Annotated in this window: 19 protein-coding genes; 12 read left to right on the top strand and 7 right to left on the bottom strand. The window is 66.3% G+C overall.

Annotated features, from left to right (window positions below; genetic code table 11):
- The first annotated feature begins 30 nt into the window (after positions 1 to 30).
- Positions 31 to 1887 (top strand): ABC transporter ATP-binding protein, encoded by a 1857-nt coding sequence (locus tag WIT60_RS06850; RefSeq protein WP_339583187.1) that lies wholly within the window; start codon positions 31 to 33, stop codon positions 1885 to 1887.
- 38 nt (positions 1888 to 1925) lie between these two features.
- Here the strand turns inward: WIT60_RS06850 and WIT60_RS06845 are convergent, their stop codons facing one another.
- Positions 1926 to 2963, bottom strand: coding sequence for a MerR family transcriptional regulator (locus tag WIT60_RS06845; protein WP_339583186.1), 1038 nt, complete (start codon positions 2961 to 2963; stop codon positions 1926 to 1928).
- A 138-nt stretch (positions 2964 to 3101) separates the two neighbouring features.
- On the opposite strand from WIT60_RS06845, the gene WIT60_RS06840 reads away from it, so the two are divergent.
- On the top strand, positions 3102 to 3404 hold the full coding sequence (locus tag WIT60_RS06840; RefSeq protein WP_339583185.1) for a high-potential iron-sulfur protein: 303 nt from the start codon (positions 3102 to 3104) through the stop codon (positions 3402 to 3404).
- Positions 3405 to 3529: 125 nt separating this feature from the next.
- Here WIT60_RS06840 and WIT60_RS06835 read toward each other — a convergent pair whose 3' ends face one another.
- Positions 3530 to 4501: a Tim44 domain-containing protein gene (locus WIT60_RS06835; protein WP_339583184.1), complete on the bottom strand. Its 972-nt coding sequence runs from the start codon at positions 4499 to 4501 to the stop codon at positions 3530 to 3532.
- Between the two features lie 160 nt (positions 4502 to 4661).
- On the opposite strand from WIT60_RS06835, the gene dbpA reads away from it, so the two are divergent.
- Together dbpA and WIT60_RS06825 are read left to right on the top strand one after the other, a co-directional pair.
- The gene (gene dbpA / locus WIT60_RS06830; RefSeq protein ID WP_339583183.1) at positions 4662 to 6083 is read left to right on the top strand and encodes an ATP-dependent RNA helicase DbpA; all 1422 of its coding nucleotides are present in this window, start codon (positions 4662 to 4664) and stop codon (positions 6081 to 6083) included.
- A gap of 154 nt (positions 6084 to 6237) precedes the next feature.
- The gene (locus tag WIT60_RS06825; protein WP_339583182.1) at positions 6238 to 8778 is read left to right on the top strand and encodes a YgiQ family radical SAM protein; all 2541 of its coding nucleotides are present in this window, start codon (positions 6238 to 6240) and stop codon (positions 8776 to 8778) included.
- Positions 8779 to 8828: 50 nt separating this feature from the next.
- Here WIT60_RS06825 and WIT60_RS06820 read toward each other — a convergent pair whose 3' ends face one another.
- Positions 8829 to 10076: a hypothetical protein gene (locus WIT60_RS06820; RefSeq protein ID WP_339583181.1), complete on the bottom strand. Its 1248-nt coding sequence runs from the start codon at positions 10074 to 10076 to the stop codon at positions 8829 to 8831.
- Between the two features lie 102 nt (positions 10077 to 10178).
- Positions 10179 to 11423: an MgtC/SapB family protein gene (locus WIT60_RS06815; RefSeq protein ID WP_339583180.1), complete on the bottom strand. Its 1245-nt coding sequence runs from the start codon at positions 11421 to 11423 to the stop codon at positions 10179 to 10181.
- 111 nt (positions 11424 to 11534) lie between these two features.
- On the opposite strand from WIT60_RS06815, the gene minC reads away from it, so the two are divergent.
- The 4 genes from minC (at position 11535) to WIT60_RS06795 (ending at position 14284) form a co-directional block, all read left to right on the top strand.
- Entirely contained in the window at positions 11535 to 12296 is a 762-nt protein-coding gene (minC, locus tag WIT60_RS06810; protein ID WP_339583179.1) for a septum site-determining protein MinC, read from the top strand.
- 28 nt (positions 12297 to 12324) lie between these two features.
- Positions 12325 to 13140 (top strand): septum site-determining protein MinD, encoded by an 816-nt coding sequence (gene minD / locus WIT60_RS06805; protein ID WP_339583178.1) that lies wholly within the window; start codon positions 12325 to 12327, stop codon positions 13138 to 13140.
- Positions 13141 to 13143: 3 nt separating this feature from the next.
- Complete coding sequence (gene minE, locus WIT60_RS06800) at positions 13144 to 13404, top strand: cell division topological specificity factor MinE (protein WP_339583177.1); 261 nt, start codon at positions 13144 to 13146, stop codon at positions 13402 to 13404.
- A 100-nt stretch (positions 13405 to 13504) separates the two neighbouring features.
- Entirely contained in the window at positions 13505 to 14284 is a 780-nt protein-coding gene (locus WIT60_RS06795) for a ParA family protein (RefSeq protein ID WP_339583176.1), read from the top strand.
- Between the two features lie 21 nt (positions 14285 to 14305).
- Here WIT60_RS06795 and WIT60_RS06790 read toward each other — a convergent pair whose 3' ends face one another.
- From WIT60_RS06790 to WIT60_RS06780, 3 genes are read right to left on the bottom strand one after another with little or no spacing between them, the layout of a single operon-like run.
- Positions 14306 to 15244, bottom strand: coding sequence for a DUF808 domain-containing protein (locus tag WIT60_RS06790; protein ID WP_339583175.1), 939 nt, complete (start codon positions 15242 to 15244; stop codon positions 14306 to 14308).
- A gap of 57 nt (positions 15245 to 15301) precedes the next feature.
- The gene (locus WIT60_RS06785) at positions 15302 to 16183 is read right to left on the bottom strand and encodes an HDOD domain-containing protein (RefSeq protein WP_339583174.1); all 882 of its coding nucleotides are present in this window, start codon (positions 16181 to 16183) and stop codon (positions 15302 to 15304) included.
- Positions 16180 to 16326, bottom strand: a complete 147-nt coding sequence (locus WIT60_RS06780; protein ID WP_339583173.1) for a hypothetical protein — start codon at positions 16324 to 16326, stop codon at positions 16180 to 16182. The genes WIT60_RS06785 and WIT60_RS06780 overlap by 4 nt, the downstream gene beginning before the upstream one ends.
- On the opposite strand from WIT60_RS06780, the gene WIT60_RS06775 reads away from it, so the two are divergent.
- The 4 genes from WIT60_RS06775 to WIT60_RS06760 are packed head-to-tail and all read left to right on the top strand — an operon-like array spanning position 16325 to position 21250.
- A complete protein-coding gene (locus WIT60_RS06775) occupies positions 16325 to 17665 on the top strand; it encodes a M48 family metalloprotease (RefSeq protein ID WP_339583172.1) in 1341 nt (446 codons plus the stop codon). The two genes, WIT60_RS06780 and WIT60_RS06775, sit on opposite strands and share 2 nt — an antisense overlap.
- Before the next feature lie 8 nt (positions 17666 to 17673).
- Positions 17674 to 18657 carry a tRNA dihydrouridine synthase gene (locus WIT60_RS06770; protein ID WP_339583171.1) on the top strand — a complete coding sequence of 328 codons (984 nt, stop codon included), beginning with the start codon at positions 17674 to 17676 and terminating at the stop codon, positions 18655 to 18657.
- A 47-nt stretch (positions 18658 to 18704) separates the two neighbouring features.
- Positions 18705 to 19685, top strand: coding sequence for a ribosome biogenesis GTPase YlqF (gene ylqF, locus WIT60_RS06765; RefSeq protein WP_339583170.1), 981 nt, complete (start codon positions 18705 to 18707; stop codon positions 19683 to 19685).
- A gap of 59 nt (positions 19686 to 19744) precedes the next feature.
- Positions 19745 to 21250, top strand: coding sequence for an NYN domain-containing protein (locus WIT60_RS06760; protein WP_339583169.1), 1506 nt, complete (start codon positions 19745 to 19747; stop codon positions 21248 to 21250).
- Positions 21251 to 21293: the final 43 nt, after the last annotated feature.

Below are 21293 nucleotides of genomic sequence, written 5' to 3'. Positions count from 1 at the left end.
GAAGGTTTGATCCTTGGCGGAGACCTTGTTGTGCTGAGCTGGTTTGAAAATCTGGTCGATCCGTACCCGGCGGCGCCCCCGAAAACGCCCCCCAAGGGCTTCTTCGCTTTCCTGTGGGCCGGCACGCACGGCATGCGCCGCTACCTGCTGTGCATGACGCTGCTGACCGCCTCCATCGGCGCGTTCGAGGCCCTGCTGTTCAGCATGCTCGGCAACATCGTCGACTGGTTGGGCGCCACCCCACCCGGCGAGTTCTGGACGAGCTCGCGCAACACCTTGCTGGGGCTGGCCGCCGTGCTGCTGCTCAGCCCCTTGGCCGTGATGCTGCAGACCCTGCTCAAGCACCAGGCCCTGGCCGGCAACTTCCCGATGCGGCTGCGCTGGAACTTCCATCGCCTCATGCTCGGCCAGAGCATGCACTTCTACCAGGACGAGTTCGCGGGCCGCATCGCCACCAAGGTGATGCAGACCGCCCTGGCCGTGCGCGACACCTGCTTCATCGTCGGCGACATCCTCGTCTTCACCGTCATCTACTTCGTCACCATGACGGCAGTGGTGGGCAGCTTCGACGCCTGGCTGCTGCTGCCCTTCCTGGGATGGATGGTGCTGTACGGCAGCGCCGTGCGCTTTTTCGTCCCACGGCTGAGCCGCATGGCCAAGTCCCAGGCTGACGCCCGCTCGCTGATGACCGGCCGCATCACCGACGCGTACACCAACATCGCCACCGTCAAGCTGTTCTCGCACGCGCACCGCGAAGCCGGGTACGCCCGCTCGGCCATGCAGGAGTTCATGAAGACCGTGCACGGCCAGATGCGCCTGGTCAGCGGCTTCGAGGTGGTCAACCACACGCTGAGCATGTTGCTGATCCTGTCGACCGCAGGCGTAGCCCTGTGGCTGTGGACACAAGGTCAGGTCGGCATTGGTGCCGTGGCCGCCGCCACCGCGATGGCGCTGCGCCTGAACGGCATCTCGCACTGGATGATGTGGGAGGTGGCCTCGCTGTTCGAGCACATCGGCACCGTGCAGGACGGGATCAACACCCTGTCGCGCCCGCACAAGGTGGTGGATGTGCCCGACGCCACCCCGCTGCAGGTCGCCCAGGGCGACATCCGTTTCGACAACGTCGGGTTCAGCTACGGCGGGGATCGCACTGTCATCGAAGGCCTGAACCTGCACATCCGCCCCGGCGAGAAGATCGGCCTGGTCGGTCGCTCGGGCGCGGGCAAGTCCACCATCGTCAACCTGCTGCTGCGCTTCCACGATGTCGAGCACGGTCGCATCCTGGTCGATGGTCAGAACATTGCCCAGGTCACGCAAGACAGCCTGCGCGCCCAAATCGGCATGGTCACGCAAGACACCTCGTTGCTGCACCGCTCAGTGCGCGACAACATCCTCTACGGCCGCCCCGACGCCGGCGACCCCGAGATGATCGAGGCTGCGCGCCGCGCCGAGGCCCACGACTTCATCCAATCCCTGAGCGACCCCAAGGGCCGCACCGGGTACGACGCGCACGTCGGCGAGCGCGGCGTGAAGTTGTCAGGCGGCCAGCGCCAGCGCATCGCCATCGCCCGCGTGATGCTCAAGGATGCGCCCATCCTGCTGCTCGACGAAGCCACCAGCGCGCTCGACTCCGAGGTCGAGGCCGCCATCCAGGCCAGCCTCTACCGCCTGATGGAGGGCAAGACCGTGGTGGCGATTGCCCACCGTCTGTCCACCATCGCTGCCATGGACCGCCTGATCGTGCTGGACCAGGGGCGCATCGTCGAGCAAGGCTCGCACGCCGAGTTGCTGGCCCAGGGCGGCCTGTATGCGCGCCTGTGGGCGCACCAGAGCGGCGGCTTCCTGGGCGAGGAAGACACCGGGGACATCGCGCCCTCGGTGCCCTGATCGGCCGTCGGCCGCGCGCAGGAGGCCGTCAAGTGCACTCAGCGCACGGGCCGGCGCTCGGGCAAGGCCACGCCTTCGGCCTTGGCCACTGTGGCCAGGGCCTCTTCCATCAAGGCCCGCGCATGCCCCGCCACGCGGTACAGGTAGGCGTGCAAGGTGACATCGGCCGGCTGGCGGCTTTCACAGTCGGCGCTGTAGGCCTCGAACTGCCCCAGCATCGTCACCAGCTCGGACAGGTGCTGCGGACACTCGCAGGCCACGCGCGGCATGGACTGGGCCAGGTTGACCAAGCCTGGGCCATCGAAGCGCGGCGGTGGCGCGGGGTCGGGCAAGGTGCGCAGGGCTTCGGACACGCTTTGCCAGCCACGCACCGTGTCCACCAGCGCCTGACTGAGTTCATGCGGGGCCAGCGGCGAGCGGCGCAGGATCACGCCGCGCGCCCGCAGGGCTTCGAGCACCTGGCTGTTGGCAAAGCCGTAGATGACGCACATCTGCCGCGCATTGACCAACTTGGTCAGACGCACCAGCCAATCCACCGTTTCCATGTGCAGTGCGCCCAGTTCGGCCACCACCATGTCGGCCTGCAAATGCTGCACGCGCAACTCGGACTGCGGGCTGGCGTCCAGGCTGCCGACCACATCCAGTTCCGGCACGGCCTCTAGCGTGGTACGCCAACGGGTGCCGGCGTCCGGCCCCACCAGCAAGACCCTCAAGCGCGTCAAGGCATCGGCAGCCCGAGGCGTCGGTCGAGCAGGCACCGGTGCCACCGAGCGCTGCAACAAGCCTTCGGCCTGCTCGGCCTCATGCAGCAAATCCTGCAACTGCGGCGTCTGCATGCGCGCCAGCATGCCGATGCCGTGGCCCTTGTTGACCAGTTGTTTGATCAAGACCAAGCGCCGCACGTCTTGACTTGAGTAAAGTCTGTGGCCAGAAGCTGCTTGAGCAGGTCCCACAACCTGATATCGTCTCTCCCAGACCCGGAGGGTGGCGACAGGGATGTTGACCATGCGTGCCGCGGCACTGCTGCGGTATCGTGGGGTGCTGGCGTCGGCCAGCGTGGCATCTTGTTCAGTCATGCATCACCTTCAAGGTTCATTGACCTCAAATTGAAAACGTACGATGCATTCTGATACGGTCACAATCGAAATGACCGCTCAGAATGTGAGTCAAACCAAGGTCAAACCCTTTTCTTTCATCCCCACTGGAGAAAACACATGAGCACACGTCGCCAATTCATGATGACCCTCGTCCCAGCTGCCGCGGCCCTGACCGCCGTGACCGGTGCGCGCGCCCAAGCTGCCAAGGTCGATGAAAAAGACCCGGCCGCCGTGGCCCTGAACTACAAGCACGACGCCACCAAGGTGGACGCCAAGGCCAACCCGACCTACAAGGCCGGCAACAACTGCGCCAACTGCCAGTTCTACCAAGGCAAGGATGCCTGGGGTGCCTGCCCGATGGTCGGCGGCAAGCTGGTCAACGGCAAGGGTTGGTGCAAGGTCTGGGCGAAGAAGGCCTGATCGGTCTCTCGCGCCACTGACCGCGATGCACCCGCACGCGGTCAGACACAAAAAAGCCCGCGACGAAGCGGGCTTTTTGTTGGGCACAGACAGTCAGCGCAGCGTGCCAACCGCCTGAGCAGGCATCAGCCGTTGAGCGGTGTGATGCCGGCGATGGCCCACTCACCACTGTTGTCCAGCGGCTTGACCAGGTGCCACAGCTCATCAAACGGCTGGGCGCCAGCATTGATGTCTTCGCGGATCAGGCCATGGAAACGCACGGAAGCGACCCACTGACCGTTTTCCTGAGCGGTGTCCACCAACTCGGCGTCCAGCTGCATCACGTCGGTCTGGTTGGCAGCGCTGCCACGCTCTTGCAGGTCCAGGCGCAGCGAGGCAAACAGTTCGGGCGTGGTGAACTTGCGCAGGTCCTCGATGTTGCCGGCGTCGTTGGCCGCCTGCAGGCGGATGAAGATCATCTTGGCGATGCGCTGGAAGCCTTCGGCGTCGAAACCAGCCGGCACGTTGTTCAGGTTGCCCCCCACGGCCGCACCTGTGGCAGCGGCACCGACAGCGGCGGGCGCGGCGTCAAAGCCCTGGCGCTGCATCGGCTGCGCGAAGGCATCACGGCTGTCGGCCTGGTTGAACTGCTGACCATAGGGCGCACCGGCACCGGCCAATTGCGGGCCACGGGCCTGCTGGGCGCCGCCCTTGAAGCGGCGCATCAGGAAGGCGATCAGGGCCACGGCGGCCACGGCCAGCAGCGCCATCATCAGGAAATTGCCAAAGGCTTCACCCATGCCCAGGTGGCTCATCAGGGCGGCAATGCCCAGACCCGCAGCCAGACCGGCGATCGGACCCATCCACGAGCGCTTGGCCGGTTGGGCAGCGGCGCCAGCGGCGTTGGGCGCGGCGGCATTGGTCGGCGCGGCGCTCTTGTTCATCTGGTTGGGCGCTGCATCGGGCGCAGCATTGGGCTGCTTGGCCGGCATCTGACGCTGCATGCCGGACGCGCGTCCACCACCCAGTCGCTTGGCCTCGGCGTCCATCGGAACGCCCACCATGCCCACGCCAGCCATCGTCACAGCCAGTGCCATCAAGAGATTCTTCAATTTCATTGCGAGATCGGTCCTTGCCCCTCGGGGCGATTGATCGACGGTTGATCGGTTGATTGCCAGCGCATTGTGCGCAAGATCAAGGCCAGATATTCGGCCAATCCGGGCAGATGGCGGCAACTTTACAAAAATCAACACGCCCCGACTGGGGATAATCCGCCCCATGAGCACACCCCAGACCGACGCCCCTTCTTTCAGCAGCCTGCCGCTGAGCCCCGCCATGCAGGCCACCCTGCAGAGTCTGGGTTACCTCAGCATGACACCCATCCAGGCCAGCAGCCTGCCCCTGACCCTGGCCGGCCATGACCTGATCGCCCAGGCCAAGACGGGCAGCGGCAAGACCGCCGCCTTTGCGATCCCGCTGCTGAACAAGCTGGACGTGCGCAACCCCGCCGTGCAGGCCATGGTGCTGTGCCCGACGCGGGAGCTGGCCGATCAGGTCTGCCAGGAAATCCGCCGCCTGGCGCGCTCGGAGGCCAACATCAAGGTGCTGACCCTGTGCGGCGGCAGCACCATGCGCCCGCAAATCGAAAGCCTGGCCTATGGCGCCCACATCGTGGTCGGTACGCCGGGCCGCATCATGGATCACCTGGAGCGCGGCACGCTGGACCTGCGCCACCTGAACACCCTGGTGCTCGACGAAGCCGACCGCATGCTGGACATGGGCTTTCACGACAGCATCGTCTACGTGGCCCGCCAGTGCCCCAAGGACCGTCAGACCATGCTGTTCTCGGCCACCTACCCCGACACCATCGCCAAGCTGAGCGCCCAGTTCCTGCGCCAGCCCAAGGAGGTGAAGGTGGCAGCCACGCACGAGGCCAGCAAGATCCGCCAGCGCTGGTACCAAGTCGACCGCGACACGCGTCTGGACGCCGTGGTCAAGCTGCTGCTGCACTACCGCCCGGCCAGCACCATCGCCTTTTGCAACACCAAGCAGCAATGCCGCGATCTGGTCGATGTGCTGATGGCGCACGGCATCGAAGCCATCGCCCTGCACGGCGACCTGGAACAGCGTGACCGCGATCAGGTGCTGATCCAGTTCGCCAACCGCAGCGCCTCGGTGCTGGTGGCCACCGACGTGGCCGCGCGCGGCCTGGACATCGCCAACCTGGAAGCCGTGATCAACGTGGACGTGACGCCCGACCCTGAGGTGCACATCCACCGCATCGGCCGCACCGGCCGCGGCGATGCCGAAGGCTGGGCCCTGAACCTGGCCAGCATGGCCGAGATGGGCCGCGTGGGCAACATCGAGCTGCTGCAAAAGCGCGAGTCCGAGTGGCACAAGCTCGAAGAGCTGGCGCCCGCCAGCGACGACCCCCTGCTGCCCCCCATGGTCACGATTCAGCTGCTGGGCGGGCGCAAGGAAAAACTGCGCCCCGGCGACCTGCTGGGCGCCCTGACCGGCGAATGCGGCTTCGTGGGCAGCCAGATCGGCAAGATCAACGTCACCGACTTCCACACCTATGTGGCCGTGGACCGCGACATCGCCGCCAAGGTGGTGGCCCAGCTCAATCGCGTGCCGGTCAAGGGCAAGAAGACCAAGGCGCGCCTGCTGAAAGACGTGCAGCGCCAGGAACGCGACTGATCCGCCTCCACCGTCGGCCGCTTCCGTTCGCACGGCGCGGGGAGTAGGCGGGATACGACTAAGGCCTTGCACGCAAAAACTGCCACAGAAATGAGCAGAGCGGCGACAATATCAGGTTGCCCGCCTGCTCCCGTTTTTGCGTCTGCGCCTGCCCATGTCTGACCTGACCGTCGCGTCTCCTGCTGCTCCGGCCATGCCGAGCGCCAAGCCCATCGACAGCTACAAGCCGTTCTGGGCCAAGCGCTTCGGCCCGGCCAAGTTCCTGCCCACCAGCCGTGCCGAGATGGACGCCCTGGGCTGGGACAGCTGCGACGTCATCATCGTGACGGGCGACGCCTATGTGGACCACCCCAGCTTCGGCATGGCCGTGATCGGCCGCGTGCTGGAGAACCAGGGCTTTCGCGTGGGCATCATCTCGCAGCCCGACTGGCTGAGTGCCGAGCCCTTCAAAGTGCTGGGCAAGCCCAACCTGTTCTGGGGCGTGGCGGCCGGCAACATGGATTCGATGATCAACCGCTACACGGCCGATCGCAAAATCCGCAGTGATGACGCCTACACCCCCGGCGGCCAGGGCGGCGCGCGCCCCGACCGCTGCTCCGCGGTGTACGCCCAGCGCTGCCGCGAAGCCTTCAAGGACGTGCCCATCATCATGGGCGGCATCGAGGCCTCGCTGCGCCGCATCGCTCACTACGACTACTGGTCGGACAAGGTGCGCCGCTCCATCCTGATGGATGCCAAGGCCGACCTGCTGCTGTACGGCAACGCCGAGCGCGCCATCATCGAGGTGGCCCACCGCCTGGCTGCGCGCGAGCCCATCGAGAGCATCACCAATGTGCGTGGCACCGCCTTCCTGCGCCGTCGCCACGACCCGACGGCCGAGGGCTGGTTCGAACTGGACTCGACCGAGGTGGACCAGCCCGGCCGCATCGACCAGCACATCAACCCCTACTTGACCACCGGACAGCTGGCCGCCGAAAAGGGCGAGACCTGCGCGATGGAGGAGGCCGGCGCCTTTGACCCGCTCAAGGCATCAGGAAAGGTTCCGGCGCAAGCGGGTGCGGCTCAAGCCGGTCAAGGCGACCTGCGCGGCGGCGCCAAGCCCATCCAGATCGTGCGCAACCCGGCCCTGGCGGCCAAGGTCCTTCCAGAGCGCAGCGGCAAGATCGCCCTGCCCCCGCGCGACCGCACCGTGATCCGCCTGCCTGCCTACGAGCAGGTCAAAGACGACCCGGTGCTCTACGCCCACGCCAACCGCGTGCTGCACCTGGAAACCAACCCCGGCAACGCCCGCGCGCTGGTGCAGCGCCACGGCGAAGGCCCCGGCGCGCGCGACGTCTGGATCAACCCGCCCCCCATCCCGCTGAGCACCCCCGAGATGGACCTGGTGTTCGACCTGCCCTATGCCCGCGCGCCGCACCCCAAGTACGGCGACGCCGTGATCCCGGCCTGGGACATGATCCGCTTCAGCGTGAACATCATGCGCGGCTGCTTTGGCGGCTGCACCTTCTGCTCCATCACCGAGCACGAGGGCCGCATCATCCAAAGCCGCTCCGAGGCCTCCGTGCTCAAGGAAATCGAAGACATTCGCGACAAGGTCAAGGGCTTCACTGGCGTCATCTCCGACCTGGGTGGGCCGACAGCCAACATGTACCGCCTGGGCTGCGCGTCCAAGGCCATCGAGGCCGCGTGCCGCAAGCCGTCGTGCGTCTACCCCGGCATCTGCCAGAACCTGCACACCGACCACGGCCCGCTGGTGCGCATGTACCGCCGCGCCCGCGCCATCCCCGGCGTCAAGAAGATCCTGATCGGCTCGGGCCTGCGCTACGACCTGGCCGTGCGCGCGCCCGAGTACGTGAAAGAGCTGGTGACCCATCACGTGGGCGGCTACCTCAAGATCGCGCCCGAGCACACCGAATCGGGTCCGCTGTCGAAGATGATGAAGCCCGGCATCGGCACCTACGACCGCTTCAAGCAGATGTTCGAGCAGTTCAGCGAAGAAGCCGGCAAGAAGCAGTACCTCATCCCTTACTTCATCGCGGCCCACCCGGGCACGACCGATGCGGACATGATGAACCTGGCCGTCTGGCTCAAGCGCAATGGCTTCAAGGCCGACCAGGTGCAGACCTTCTACCCCAGCCCCATGGCCACGGCCACGGCGATGTACCACTCGGGCCTGAACCCGCTCAAGGGCATCAGCCGCCTGGCCAACAAGGGCGAGAAGGTCGACATCGTCAAGGGCGAGAAGCGCCGCCGCCTGCACAAGGCCTTCCTGCGTTACCACGACCCCAACAACTGGCCGCTGCTGCGCGAGGCACTCAAGGACATGGGCCGGGGCGACCTGATTGGCAACACGCCCAACCACCTGATCCCGACCTACCAGCCCGCCACCGACGGCACGTACGAAAGCGCGCGCCGCAAGAACTCGACCAAGTCGGGCACCAAGACCTCGGTGGTGACCGTGGGTCGTGTGGCCGGACAAGGTCGCGGCAGCCAGGCTCAGGCCCGCAGCGCCGAGCGTGATCCGCGCAACCTGCCGGCCAGCTCAGGGCGCCCGGCGGGCAAAGCGGCACCGCGCCCCGGTCAGATCCTGACCCAGCACACGGGACTGCCGCCACGGCAGCAACAGGTCTCGGGACGCGAAGGCCGACCGGCCGGCAAGCCCATGGGACCGCGCGGCGGCAAGAAGGCACGCTGATCCGCGGCCCGCGTGGGGCACGCACCAGCGTGATCTGCTGCCGCGTCCCGTCAGGGCACCGTCTGCGTGGGCAGGGCCTGAGCCTCGTACTGCAGGGTGCGCTCCCGCGCCCGGCTCACATCGGCATCGCGCGGCAAGATCAGCATCAACACGCCGCCGCTGCGCAACCGTGTCGGGCGCAGCAGCACCTGCGCTTCGCCCAGCGACACGTGCGCCTCTCGCACCGAACGCCCCAGTGTCAGGCCCTGCCCGATGCGGCCCACGGCCACCAACAAGGCATGCCCCTGCTCGGCCATCGCCGCACCATCGGCACCTTCGGTGCGCGCCCACACTTCACGGTTGGACAAAGCAAAAATACAGGCGCGCAAAGCCCCTGTGTGGGCCTGCAGCGCCATCAGGTGTGCATCCAGGCTCATGACAACACCGGCGTCCGTCACGCCAGGCGCACGGCCCTCGACGGTCCGCCCCTGAATCACCGGCATGGGTTTGGGCGCCCGCGGCGCCGGCGCCACGCGGGCGGGGTCGGGCGTGTCGGGCAAGCCCGACAACGTGATGCGCTCGATCAACGGCATGGCACCCGGTACCCCGGCCTGAGCCAAACGGTTCCAGTAAGTGGCCAGCAGCGTCCAATTGGCGGCCACCGTCTGGCTGACCGGACTCACCTCCACCTGCCAACGTGGCGTGCGAGCCAACGCCGAGAGGCTGAGCATCCAGTCAGGGTCACGGACCTGAGGCAGCGCCAACACCGACACCGCCCCCTCAGGATGCACCACCAGCAACTGCTCACGCCAATGGCTCACGCGCGCAGCCACATCCGGAGGCATCGGCGAGCCCCCCATCAGCACCTGCACCGAGGCCGAAGCCGCCAGCAAGCGACTCAAAGCCTCTTGCTCGCGCGACTCGGCCTGAACCTCGGCCAGGTAGATGCGCACGCATCCATCCGACACTGGGCAATCCAGATAGGACAAGGCCGCCAACACCGTGCCAAACCCCTGGCGCCGGATGCTCAAAGATTGCACGCGCCAGCCGGTGCGCTCACTCAGCCCCTGCAGAAAAGCTCGCCCGGCGCCATTGCCGAGATCGTGCAACAGCACGAAGGGAGACACCCCCATCTCGAAATGCTGGCGCAAGGCCTCTGACGGGTCGCAGACCACGAACAGCTCGCGCAAGGTGGGCGACACCTGTCGACCCAGCTCGCGCAAGGCCTGCACCGGCGCGCGCTCCTCCATCAACTGTGTGGCCACCTGGGTGTGTGCCGCCCAGGCGTCACGCTGTTCGCGGTCTTGATCGTGTGCCATCGCCATCCCCGTTCTGGCGTGTGCGATCTCGGCCAGTTGTGGCCGCGCCCACCCATTATTGTTCTGGATATTCTAATGGTCTGGCGCGCGACAACCCCGGCTTCAGCGCGCGACCCAGGCCACCCAAGCCCACCCCATCACCATGTTGGCGGCCAGGGCTGCGGCCACCACCACACCGAACCGCCAGCCGCCCGACACGCAGGCCACCGTGCCCCGGGTCGTGCTGTTGACGCTCAGGGCCACCATCAAACCCATCAGCAAATGCTCAGCCGGCAAGGTACCGGCACCGTACATCGCCAGCAGACTGGCCATGGGGGCCTGGGCATCGGCTATCGCCGCCACCCCGGTCCCCAGCAGCAAGCCCCCGACGCCCTGCTTTTGCGCATAGCTCACGACCAGGGCACCACCGACCAGGAGCAGCGCCACCATCACGGCCTCCCGCAAGCGCAGCACATTCCGCTGACCGGACGCGGGCACCACTTCCCCACCTTGGTGCTGCCACAGCAAGGCCCCAAGGGTCAGCGGCAAAGCCACTCCCACGGCCATCAGCGGCAAGGTCACCGGCAAAGCCGAGGGCGCCACCACCAGGATCATCAGCACGATCTGCATCCAGGTGGCGGCCGTCGACAAGATGGCCGCACACAGCGTCATGCGCAAGGGCACCTCGCGCTGACGCGCCAGGCTGCCCATGGCCCCGATGGTGGCCGTGCTCGAGACGAATCCCCCCAAGAAGCCCGACACGGCCAAACCGGAGCGGGCGCCCAACAGGCGCTGTGCCACATGGCTGGCGCCTTGCAACATCAGGATCACGATGAGCAGCATCAGCCCGCGCTGTGGTGACAATTCACCCAGCCAGCTCACCGGCTCCCGCGGCATGAGGGGCAGCAGCACCAGGGCCAAGGCGGCCAGCAGCAACCCGTCGTAGAGCTCCTTCTCGCTCAACCACGTGTGGGCAAAGTGGTGCAGGCGTTCGCGGGCCGCCAACACTCCGGCCAGCAGGGCCGCGCAAGCCGCAGACAGCACCGGCTCCGACACGGCCATGACGCCGATCAGGCAGGTCGCAATCAGCGACATCTCGGTGGTGATGCCGGGGTCATCGTCTCGGGTGCGCCAGTACGACAAGGCGGCCATCACCGCCACGCTGCACAAAGCCACGGCCGACAGCCACACGGACACGATCTGGGCGATCGCCCCCAGCAACGCCACCACCGCGAAGGTGCGCAACCCCGCAGCAGCCCGGTCCTGGCCGGTCCCCTTGCGGCGTTCGCGCTCCAGCCCGATCAACAGGCCACAACCCAGCGCCACCGCCAGGCCCATCTGGGCTGGTGACAAAGAAAAACCGTTCACCGAAGTGCCTCCTCATTGCATCGCCCTCAGTATGGCCCGTCCAGGGGGGATCGGGGTCAGGAAGTGCCCTGTGCTGCCTTAAACTGCGGTCTTTCCACGCGCTTGCTGTCCATGTCTGCCGCCTCCCCCGGAAACGCCTCCGCCCTGTTCGATTTCAAGAGCGCCACGCTCTCCCTGGAAGCCTTTCTGCTCCGCACGGCCAACCTGAGCTCGCTGGCCCAGGCCCTGGAAGAGCGTTTTGGCAGCAGCCCCGACCTGTTCAACGGCGAACCGGTGGTGATCGACCTCACCCATCTGGCCAGCCTTGACCTGCACGTCAACTTTCCCGAGCTGATCGCCCTGCTGGCTCGCTTCAAGCTCAAGGCCATCGCCGTGCGCGGCGGCACCGTGGCCCAGACCCGCTCGGCCCAGGAGGCCGGCCTGATCGAAGCCCCGGAAAGCCATGCCGCAACCCGCGTCGAAACCGTCGTGCAGGAAGTCGTGCGCGAAGTCATCCGCGAGGTGCCGGTGGAAGTGCCCGTGCACGTGCCGATGGCCGCCAGCACCATGTTCATCGACAAGCCGCTGCGCTCCGGTCAACAGGTCTACGCCAAGGGTGGCGACCTGATCGTGCTGGCGGCCGTCAACCACGGCGCCGAGGTGATTGCCGACGGCTCCATCCATGTGTATGCCCCCCTGCGTGGCAAGGCGATTGCCGGCGCCAAAGGCAACACCGAGGCCCGCATCTTTGCGCTGCACATGGAGCCCGAGCTGCTGTCCATCGCCGGCACCTACCGCACCACCGACAACCCGCTGCCCGACGACGTGACGGGCAAGCCCGCCCAGATCCGTCTGGAAGGCGAGCGCCTGGTTTTCGACCCCATTGCTCTCTGATTACTCGCATCTGAAAGGACCGCCAGACATGGCCAAGATCATCGTGGTGACCTCCGGCAAGGGGGGCGTCGGCAAGACGACCACCAGCGCCAGCTTCGCAGCCGGCCTCGCTTTGCGTGGCCACAAGACCGCCGTCATCGACTTCGACGTCGGCCTGCGCAACCTCGACCTGATCATGGGGTGCGAGCGTCGCGTGGTGTACGACCTGATCAACGTGATCCAGGGCGAAGCCAACCTGAACCAGGCGCTGATCAAGGACAAGCAGTGTGAAAACCTGTACGTCCTGGCCGCCTCGCAGACCCGTGACAAAGAAGCCCTGACGCAAGACGGCGTCGAGAAGGTGCTGCGTGATCTGGAAAAGATGGACTTCGAGTACATCGTGTGCGACTCGCCCGCCGGCATCGAGACTGGCGCGCTGATGGCCATGCACTTTGCCGACGAAGCCATCGTGGTGACCAACCCAGAAGTCTCGTCCGTGCGTGACTCCGACCGCATCCTGGGCATGCTCAACAGCAAGACCAAGCGTGCGCAGGACGGTGCCGAGCCCATCAAGGAGCACCTGCTGATCACCCGCTACAACCCCAACCGGGTCGAAGGCGGTCAGATGCTCTCGCTCGACGACGTGCACGACATCCTCAAGGTCAAGCTGATCGGCGTGATCCCCGAATCGGAAACCGTGCTGAACGCCTCCAACCAGGGCATCCCGGCCATCCACATGAAGGGAACCGATGTGGCCGAGGCCTACGGTGACGTGATCGACCGCTTCCTGGGCCAGGACAAGCCCCTGCGCTTCGTCGAGGCCGAGAAGCCGGGCTTCTTCAAGCGTCTGTTCGGAGGCAAGTAAGACATGGGATTCCTCAACTTTTTCCTCGGCGAGAAGAAGCAGACGGCCACGGTGGCCAAGGAACGCCTGCAACTGATCCTCGCGCACGAGCGCAACGGCCGCTCCAGCAGCCCCACCTACCTGCCCGATCTGCAGCGTGAACTGGTGGCCGTGATCTCCAAGTACGTGTCCATCAATCCTGACGACATCAAGGTGAACCTGGAACGTCAGGACGACCTGGAAGTGCTGGAAGTCAAGATCGAGTTGCCGGAAGCCCAGCGCTGAACACGGCATGGTGGGCGACAGTCGGCGCGGCCGGCCGTCGCCTCACCGTTGTTGCAGTGCACAATAGGCGCAGTTCATCGCAACACAAGGGATTCAGGTCATGCGTTACGTCGTGTTCAACCAGAAGGGTGGCGTGGGCAAGTCCACCATCACCTGCAACCTGGCCGCCATCAGCGCCGCGCAGGGCCAGCGCACCCTCGTCATCGACCTGGACCCGCAGGGCAACTCCACGCAGTACCTGCTGGGTGGCCCGCATGAGGACGCTAACATCAGCGCGGCCGAATTCTTTGACCAGACGCTGAAGTTCAGTGCCCGCCCCAAGGGGGCCGATGCCTATGTGGTGGGCACACCCTGGGAAGGGCTGGACGTGATGCCCTCGCACCCCAGCCTGGACGAGCTGCACAGCAAACTGGAGTCCCGCTACAAGATCTACAAGCTGCGTGACGCCTTGGTCGATCTGGCGGACACCTATGACCGCATCTACATCGACACGCCGCCCGCGCTGAACTTCTACACGCGCTCGGCGCTGATCGCCGCGCAAGGCTGCCTGATCCCGTTCGACTGCGACGATTTCTCGCGCCGCGCGCTCTACACCCTGCTCGACAACGTGCAGGAGATCCGCGCCGACCACAACGACGACCTGCAGGTGTCGGGCATCGTGGTCAACCAGTTCCAGCCGCGCGCCAGCCTGCCGCAAAAGCTGGTGCAAGAGTTGATCGACGAGGGCCTGCCCGTGCTGCAGCCCTACCTGAGCAGCTCGGTGAAGATCAAGGAATCACACCAGCAGGCGCGCCCCATGATCCATCTGGACGCGCGCCACAAGCTGACACAGGAAATGATCGCGCTGCACGACGCGCTGGCCGGCCGCCAAGCGGCCTGAGGCCACGGCCTCCGGACGAGGTCACCCCCGGCGGAAGGGGCGCAGCAAACGCTGCCCCAGCGTCACCAGCGCCAGGGTCACCGCCCCCACGACCACGCCGCCCACCCCATCGAGCACGGTGGGGGTAATCGCTTCGAGCAGGCCACCGATGCCCGGCACGGTGCCGGCTGCATGGGCGATGCCGTGCACCACATCGTGCGCCCCCGGCAGGCCGTGCAGCACGATGCCGCCGCCGACGAGGAACATGGCCGCTGTGCCCACCACGGACAGCGTCTTCATCATCACCGGCGCGGCGGCCAGCAGGCCACGGCCGACGGCGGCCTTGACCGCTCCACCACGTTGCTGCAGGTACAGGCCGACGTCGTCCATCTTCACGATGGCCGCCACCAGACCATAGACGCCGACGGTGACCGCCAGCGCCACGCCCGACAGCACCAGCACCTGCTGCGTGAACGAAGCTGCCGTGACCGTGCCCAGGGTGATGGCCACGATCTCGGCGGAGAGGATGAAGTCGGTGCGCACTGCGCCCTCGATCTTCTCGCGCTCGAACGCGACCAGGTCCACCGACTCGTCCTTCAGCGCAGCGCTGAGCGCCTCGTGGTGCGCCGCGTCTTCATCGTGGCTGTGCAGCAGTGGGTGGGCCAGCTTCTCCACGCCCTCGAAACACAGGTAGGCCCCGCCGATCATCAGCAAGGGGGTCACGGCCACGGGCAACCAGGCGCTGATCGCCAGGGCCGCCGGCACCAGGATCACCTTGTTGCGCACCGAGCCCTTGGCCACGGCCCACACGACAGGCAGTTCGCGCTCGGCGCGGATGCCGGTGACCTGCTGGGCGTTGAGCGCCAGATCATCGCCCAGCACACCGGCGGTCTTCTTGGCGGCCAGCTTGGACATGGCCGCCACATCATCGAGCATCAGGGTGATGTCATCGATCAGGATCAACAAGCTGGTTCCGGCCATCGTGGTGCGTATTGATGAGAAAGAGAGACAAAGTCAGCGCGAATCAGGCACGGCGGGTCAAACGATGTCGAGGTGGTCCCGCAACTCGTCTTCCCAGCTCAGCAACTCTTCCATCGGCAACTCCAACCAGGCCAGGGCGACCTCGCCGTGGGTGCGCCAATCGGCATCCTGATCCAGCCCTTCGTGACGACGCATCAGGAACTCCGCCAGCAGGCCCACAGCGATGAGGGCTCGCACATCCGGGTCCACCCGCCCTTCGCCCAAGGCCTCCAGATCGTGGTGCAGACGGATCGCCGCAGCCACCGTGGGCGAGAGGCGCCAGACCCGGGCCACCAGACCGCCGACCACCGCGTGATCGGTACGGTGGTTCGCGTTCTCAGTGGCCACATAGGGGCGATCGATGCGGGCTGCCGCCTCCACCATGGTGGAGGGATAGCCCTTGATGCTTTGCACCATCACCGGCAAGCCGACGTGGCAAAAGAGCCCATAGGTGTGCGCCACATCGGTCGACATGCCGGGCAGATGTCGCGCCATGAAAGCCATGGCGACGGCCCGCTTGGCCGAACGCTCCCAGAATCGCTGCAAGGCAGGGTGATTGACACGGATGGCGCTTTGCGCGAGAAACCGGGTCATGATGGTGGCGGTTTCATCCAGCCCCAGCAGGTTCATGGCCTGACCAATGGTCTGCACCGCCTGCCCCACGCTGTACACCGGGCTGTTGGCGCAGCGCAGCAAGGTGGCGGACATGGCCACGTCACTGGAGGCGATGCGCGCCACTTCGTTGAGGTCGGGCTCGGGTTCGGCCATCACCTGTTGCAGGCGGGTCAAGAGTTCCGGACAAGGGGGAATGACGATGTTCTGCAAGGGGCCGCTTTTGCGGGCGCTGTCCAGTTCCAGCAAAATGTCACTGGTGCGCGTGGCGGTCATGGCGGAGGTCATGTGAGATTCAAGTTCTGCAAAATCAGCACGATCCGGCGCCACCTCGACAGCACCGAGGTGACCACACGGACACGGTTGCCATCGTAGCCGTCCTGCCCGCGATTTTCTGCTTCAAACTCGCGCTTTGTGCGCATTGCGACCATGTCTGACCTGCATCCCCACGCCCTGGCCGAACGACTGGCCCGTAACCGCTTGAGCCGCCGTGATGCCATCTGGCTGTTTGGCGCGGCCACCGCTTCGCTGCAAGGCTGTGCGGTCTCGCCCGTGACGGGTGAACGCATCCTGGTCGGCATGAGCGAAGCGCAGGAGCAGGCGGTGGACCAGCAGCAGGCACCGCACCAGTTTTCGCAAGACCTGGGGGCCATCCAGAATGAGCCGGTCAACGCCTATGTGCGCGAGGTCGGACAGCGCCTGCATGCCGTCAGCCACCGGCCGAACATGCCCTATTCCTACCGGGTGCTCAACGCCAACTATGTGAACGCTTACACCTTTCCCGGTGGCGCCATGGGCTTGACGCGCGGCATCATGGTCGACATGGACGACGAAGCGCAACTGGCCGCCTTGCTCGGGCATGAACTGGGCCACGTGAACGCGCGCCACTCGGCACAACGCCAGGGTCAGGCCATGATCGCGCAGACGGTGCTGGCCGGGGTCAACGCCGCTGCACAGAACTCGAGTTGGGCCCCCTTGATCGGGCTGGGCAGCCAGGTGGGCGCCAGCGCCTTGCTGGCCAATTACTCGCGCAGCAACGAGCACGAGGCCGATGCGCTGGGGCAGGCCTACATGGTGCAAGCCGGCTACCCGGCGACGGGCATGACACGTCTGCACCAGATGCTGGTGAACGGGGAGAAGGAAGCGCCGCCCACCCTCGCCACGATGTTCTCCTCACACCCAATGAGCACCGAGCGACGCGACCGTGCACGCGAAGCGGCAGAGACCACCTACGCGGCCAGCGCGAAGGCCTCGACCCGGCGAGAGCGTTTCATGGACAACACGGCTTCGCTGCGCAAGATCAAGCCCGCCATCCAGGCCTGCCAGAAGGGCGAGAGTGCCATGTCGGCCAAACAGCTCGACGAGGCCTCTGGTCAGTTCCGCACCGCGCTGAAGCAGGCCCCACGCGACTACGCCGCCAACCTGCGCATGGCCCAGTGCCTGCAAGCACAGGGCAAGGTGACCGACGCACGCTCGTATGTGGACAACGCCCGCGCCATCTACCCACAGGAAGCACAGTCGCACAAACTGCTGGCCTCGCTGTCGCTGCAACAGCGCAACCCGCAAGCAGCCCTGCAGGCGCTCCACACCTTTGACCGCCTGCTGCCTGGCGACAGCGGTGTGCTCTTTCTCAAGGGGGTGTCGCTGGAAGCCATGGGGCAGCGGGAGCAGGCGGCTCAGCACTACGCAAGCTACCTGAAACAGGTGCGCGCCGGAGACGCCTCGCAGCATGCCTACGGGCGCCTGAAGGCCTGGGGCTACGCCAAGTAAAATTCGGCATGGCCCTGTTGCTCGCGCCCATGGAGGGCCTGCTCGATTTCACACTGCGTGATGCCCTGACCCGGGTGGGCGGGCTGAGCCGCTGCGTCTCCGAGTTCATCCGCGTGACCGATGCCGTACTGCCCGAGCGGGCCTATGTGCGCGTCATCCCCGAGTTGCGCCAGGGCAGCCGCACGGCGGCAGGTGTGCCGGTGCGCGCGCAACTGCTGGGCTCCGACCCGATCTGCCTGGCCGACAACGCGGCCTTTCTTGCCACCCTGGGCCCGGCCGGCATCGACCTGAATTTCGGCTGCCCAGCCAAGGTGGTGAACCGCCACGGCGGCGGGGCCGCGCTGCTGCAAGAGCCCGACCTGGTGCACCGCATCGTGCGCGAGGTGCGCCGTGCCGTGCCCAGCAGCATGGCGGTATCTGCCAAGATGCGCCTGGGCTTTCACGACGATGCCCAGGCCGAAGACTGCGCCCGCGCGATTGCCGAAGCCGGGGCCGACGAGCTGGTCGTGCACGCCCGTACCAAGGCCGACGGCTACCGCCCCCCCGCCTATTGGGAGCGCATCGCCGATGTGAAGGCCTGCGTGGGCATCCCGGTGGTCGCCAATGGCGAGATCTGGACCGTGGCCGATGCGCGCCGCTGCATCGAAGTCTCGGGCTGCACCGACCTGATGCTGGGCCGCGGCATCGTCGCCGACCCCGGTCTGGCACTGGCCATCCTGGCCGATCAGGGTCTCATGCCCGATGCGGCCGCCCCCACCTGGGAGAGGCTGCAACCGGTGCTGTGGCACTTCTGGGAGCTGGTGCAAACGCGCATCGAGCCGCGCGCACGCACCGGGCGCATGAAACAATGGCTCAATTACCTGCGGCGGCGTTATCCTGAAGCGGAAAGCGCTTACCAGGCCCTGCGCACGGTCACCGATTCGCGGCTGATGACGGCCTGGATGCAGGCCCACCTGCCCACACCGCCCGCGCTTGATCGGCTCGCCGCCTGAAGCGCCCTCGCACCACAACAAGAACACAAGCAGAAAGCCCCACACCGATGGCCATCCAATGGTTCCCCGGTCACATGAACGTGACCAAGAAAGCCATCACCGAGCGCATGAAGGACATCGACGTGGTGATCGAGTTGCTCGACGCCCGTCTGCCCGGCTCCAGCGCGAACCCCATGCTGGCCGAACTCACCGGTAGCCGCCGCAAGCTCAAGGTGCTCAACAAGCAGGACCTGGCCGACCCGGTGCGCACCGAAGCCTGGCTGGCCTGGTACAACGCCCAGCCCGAGACGCGCGCCATCTCGCTGGACGCGAGCGACACCGCCCCGGCCCAGCGCCTGATCAAGGCCTGCCGTGAACTGGCCCCCAACCGCGGCGGCATGGACAAGCCCTTGCGCGTGCTGATCTGCGGCATTCCCAACGTGGGCAAGTCCACGCTGATGAACACCCTGGTGGGCAAGAAGGCCGCCAAGACCGGCGACGAAGCCGGCGTGACCCGCATCGAGCAGCGCATCAACCTCGCCAGCGACTTCTATCTGTTCGATACGCCCGGCATGCTGTGGCCCAAGATCACGGTCGAGCGCAGCGGCTACCACCTGGCCGCCAGCGGCGCCGTGGGCCGCAACGCCTACGATGAGGAAGAGGTGGCGCTGGAGTTGCTGCGCAGCCTCAAAGGCCCTTATCCTGACCTGCTGGCCGCGCGCTACAAGCTCGACGACGCCAGCGCCATTCCCGGCATGCACGACGATGTGCTGCTGGAACTCATCGGGCGCAAGCGCGGTGCCGTCATGAGCGGCGGCCGCGTCAACCTGACCAAAGCCGCCGAGATCGTGCTCAACGACTTCCGCAGTTCGATCACGGGCCGTATCACGCTGGAAACCCCCGAGGAATTCGAGGTGTGGTGGGCCGAGGGCCAGGTGCTCGAAGCCGAACGGCAACGCAAGAAGGCCGCACGCCTGCAGAAAAAGAAGAAGGGCCCGGCCACCGCTGCGCCCGCCGACACATCCAACGAAACCGACGACGAGGAGTGAGGCCTCCATTGGCGATCTGCCAGAGGCTCACCTCCTGATCCACCCACACAAGGACCTTCATGGCTTCCACCCCTGAACACATCAGCATGGCGCTGTTTTGCGACTTCGAGAACGTCGCCCTCGGCGTGCGCGATGCCAACTACGACAAGTTCGACATCAAGCGCGTGCTCGAGCGCCTGCTGCTCAAGGGCAGCATCGTCGTCAAGAAAGCCTATTGCGACTGGGAGCGCTACAAGGGCTTCAAGGCCGCCATGCACGAGGCCAACTTCGAGCTGATCGAGATCCCGCACGTGCGCCAGTCCGGCAAGAACTCGGCCGACATCCGCCTGGTGGTGGACGCACTCGACCTCTGCTACACCAAGTCGCACGTCAACACCTTCGTCATCATCTCCGGTGACTCGGACTTCTCGCCGCTGGTGTCCAAGCTGCGCGAGAACGCCAAGTACGTGATCGGCGTGGGCGTCAAGCAGTCCACCTCCGACCTGCTGACGGCCAACTGCGACGAGTTCATCTTCTACGACGACCTGGTGCGTGAGAGCGCCCGCGTGGACGCACGTCGCAACACGCGTAACAACCAGCCCGCCGTCAAGCGCACGCCCGAGGAAGAGCAACGCCGCCGCGCCGAGCTCGACGCCCGCCGCACCAAGGCGGTGGAAATGGCGCTGGAAACCTACGAAGCCCTGGTCACCGACCGCGACGAAGGCGGCAAGATCTGGGCCTCGGTGCTCAAGGAGGCCATCAAGCGCCGCAACCCGGGTTTCAACGAGAACTACTACGGCTTCCGCACCTTCGGCAATCTGCTGGAAGAGGCCAAGGCCCGCGGCCTGCTGGAGTTTGGTCGCGATGAGAAGTCGAGCGCCTTCGTGTTCCGCGGCACCGGCTTGGTCGCCTTGCCCGAGGCCGTGAGCCCCGAAGCCCTCGCCGAGGATCTGGCAGAGAACGGCCATGCCGAGTTGGTGGCGTCCACCGACACCAGCGATGAGGGCAGCGCCCCCGCACAAGAGTCCATCGTCGCGGAGCGCGAGCCGCGCGGCGAAGCCAGCCGCACCGGCACGCGTGAGGGTGAAGGCCGCGGACGCCGTCGGGGACGCGGCCGTGACCGGGACCGTGAACGCGGCGAAGCGGTGGACGGCGCACGGAACGCATCACGCGAGTCGGCACCTGCACCGACACCGGCCCAGGAGACCCCTCAGGCTGCGACGCCTGCGGCCTCCTCATCGGCACCGGCTCAGGAGGCCCATCAAGCAGCAGAACCGGCCTTGAGCACGCCCGAACAAGCGCCCAGCGCCACAGAAACGGGAGAGGCACGTCGTCGCAGTCGTGGTGGACGTGGCGGCACGACGACGCGTCGCAGCAAAGCTGATGCGGCCACAGCCGAAGCCCCGAGCGCCGCGGCGCCTGAGCCAGCACCGGTGGTAACCGATGCATCTGCCGCACGTGCCGAAGCCCCTGACACCGCAGCCCCCCCCAAGGCAGCACCTGCAGCCAAAAAGGCCCGACGCGCGCCTGCCAAGAAGGCCGCCTCGCGTGCGCGCAAGGCCAGCGCGTCGAACGAGGAAGCCTGAAGCGCCCAACCATGTCAGGGTACGCCGAGGTGCCCTGACAACC

This window comes from Aquabacterium sp. G14, assembly GCF_037482285.1.
Taxonomy (GTDB): domain Bacteria; phylum Pseudomonadota; class Gammaproteobacteria; order Burkholderiales; family Burkholderiaceae_C; genus Aquabacterium.
Note: the sequence above shows the minus strand (reverse complement) of the source record. Positions and strands in the feature narration are given on the sequence as shown.

Excerpts from the sequence above, each read along its gene's own strand:
- minD (WP_339583178.1), top strand. The coding sequence starts at position 12,325 with ATGGCCAAGATCATCGTGGTGACCTCCGGCAAGGGGGGCGTCGGCAAG.
- WIT60_RS06835 (WP_339583184.1), bottom strand. The coding sequence starts at position 4,501 with ATGAAATTGAAGAATCTCTTGATGGCACTGGCTGTGACGATGGCTGGC.
- minC (WP_339583179.1), top strand. The coding sequence starts at position 11,535 with ATGTCTGCCGCCTCCCCCGGAAACGCCTCCGCCCTGTTCGATTTCAAG.
- WIT60_RS06780 (WP_339583173.1), bottom strand. The coding sequence starts at position 16,326 with ATGGTCGCAATGCGCACAAAGCGCGAGTTTGAAGCAGAAAATCGCGGG.
- WIT60_RS06785 (WP_339583174.1), bottom strand. The coding sequence starts at position 16,183 with ATGACCTCCGCCATGACCGCCACGCGCACCAGTGACATTTTGCTGGAA.
- WIT60_RS06820 (WP_339583181.1), bottom strand. The coding sequence starts at position 10,076 with ATGGCACACGATCAAGACCGCGAACAGCGTGACGCCTGGGCGGCACAC.
- WIT60_RS06760 (WP_339583169.1), top strand. The coding sequence starts at position 19,745 with ATGGCTTCCACCCCTGAACACATCAGCATGGCGCTGTTTTGCGACTTC.
- WIT60_RS06770 (WP_339583171.1), top strand. The coding sequence starts at position 17,674 with ATGGCCCTGTTGCTCGCGCCCATGGAGGGCCTGCTCGATTTCACACTG.
- WIT60_RS06825 (WP_339583182.1), top strand. The coding sequence starts at position 6,238 with ATGTCTGACCTGACCGTCGCGTCTCCTGCTGCTCCGGCCATGCCGAGC.
- WIT60_RS06795 (WP_339583176.1), top strand. The coding sequence starts at position 13,505 with ATGCGTTACGTCGTGTTCAACCAGAAGGGTGGCGTGGGCAAGTCCACC.
- dbpA (WP_339583183.1), top strand. The coding sequence starts at position 4,662 with ATGAGCACACCCCAGACCGACGCCCCTTCTTTCAGCAGCCTGCCGCTG.
- WIT60_RS06845 (WP_339583186.1), bottom strand. The coding sequence starts at position 2,963 with ATGACTGAACAAGATGCCACGCTGGCCGACGCCAGCACCCCACGATAC.
- ylqF (WP_339583170.1), top strand. The coding sequence starts at position 18,705 with ATGGCCATCCAATGGTTCCCCGGTCACATGAACGTGACCAAGAAAGCC.
- WIT60_RS06790 (WP_339583175.1), bottom strand. The coding sequence starts at position 15,244 with ATGGCCGGAACCAGCTTGTTGATCCTGATCGATGACATCACCCTGATG.
- WIT60_RS06840 (WP_339583185.1), top strand. The coding sequence starts at position 3,102 with ATGAGCACACGTCGCCAATTCATGATGACCCTCGTCCCAGCTGCCGCG.
- WIT60_RS06775 (WP_339583172.1), top strand. The coding sequence starts at position 16,325 with ATGTCTGACCTGCATCCCCACGCCCTGGCCGAACGACTGGCCCGTAAC.
- minE (WP_339583177.1), top strand. The coding sequence starts at position 13,144 with ATGGGATTCCTCAACTTTTTCCTCGGCGAGAAGAAGCAGACGGCCACG.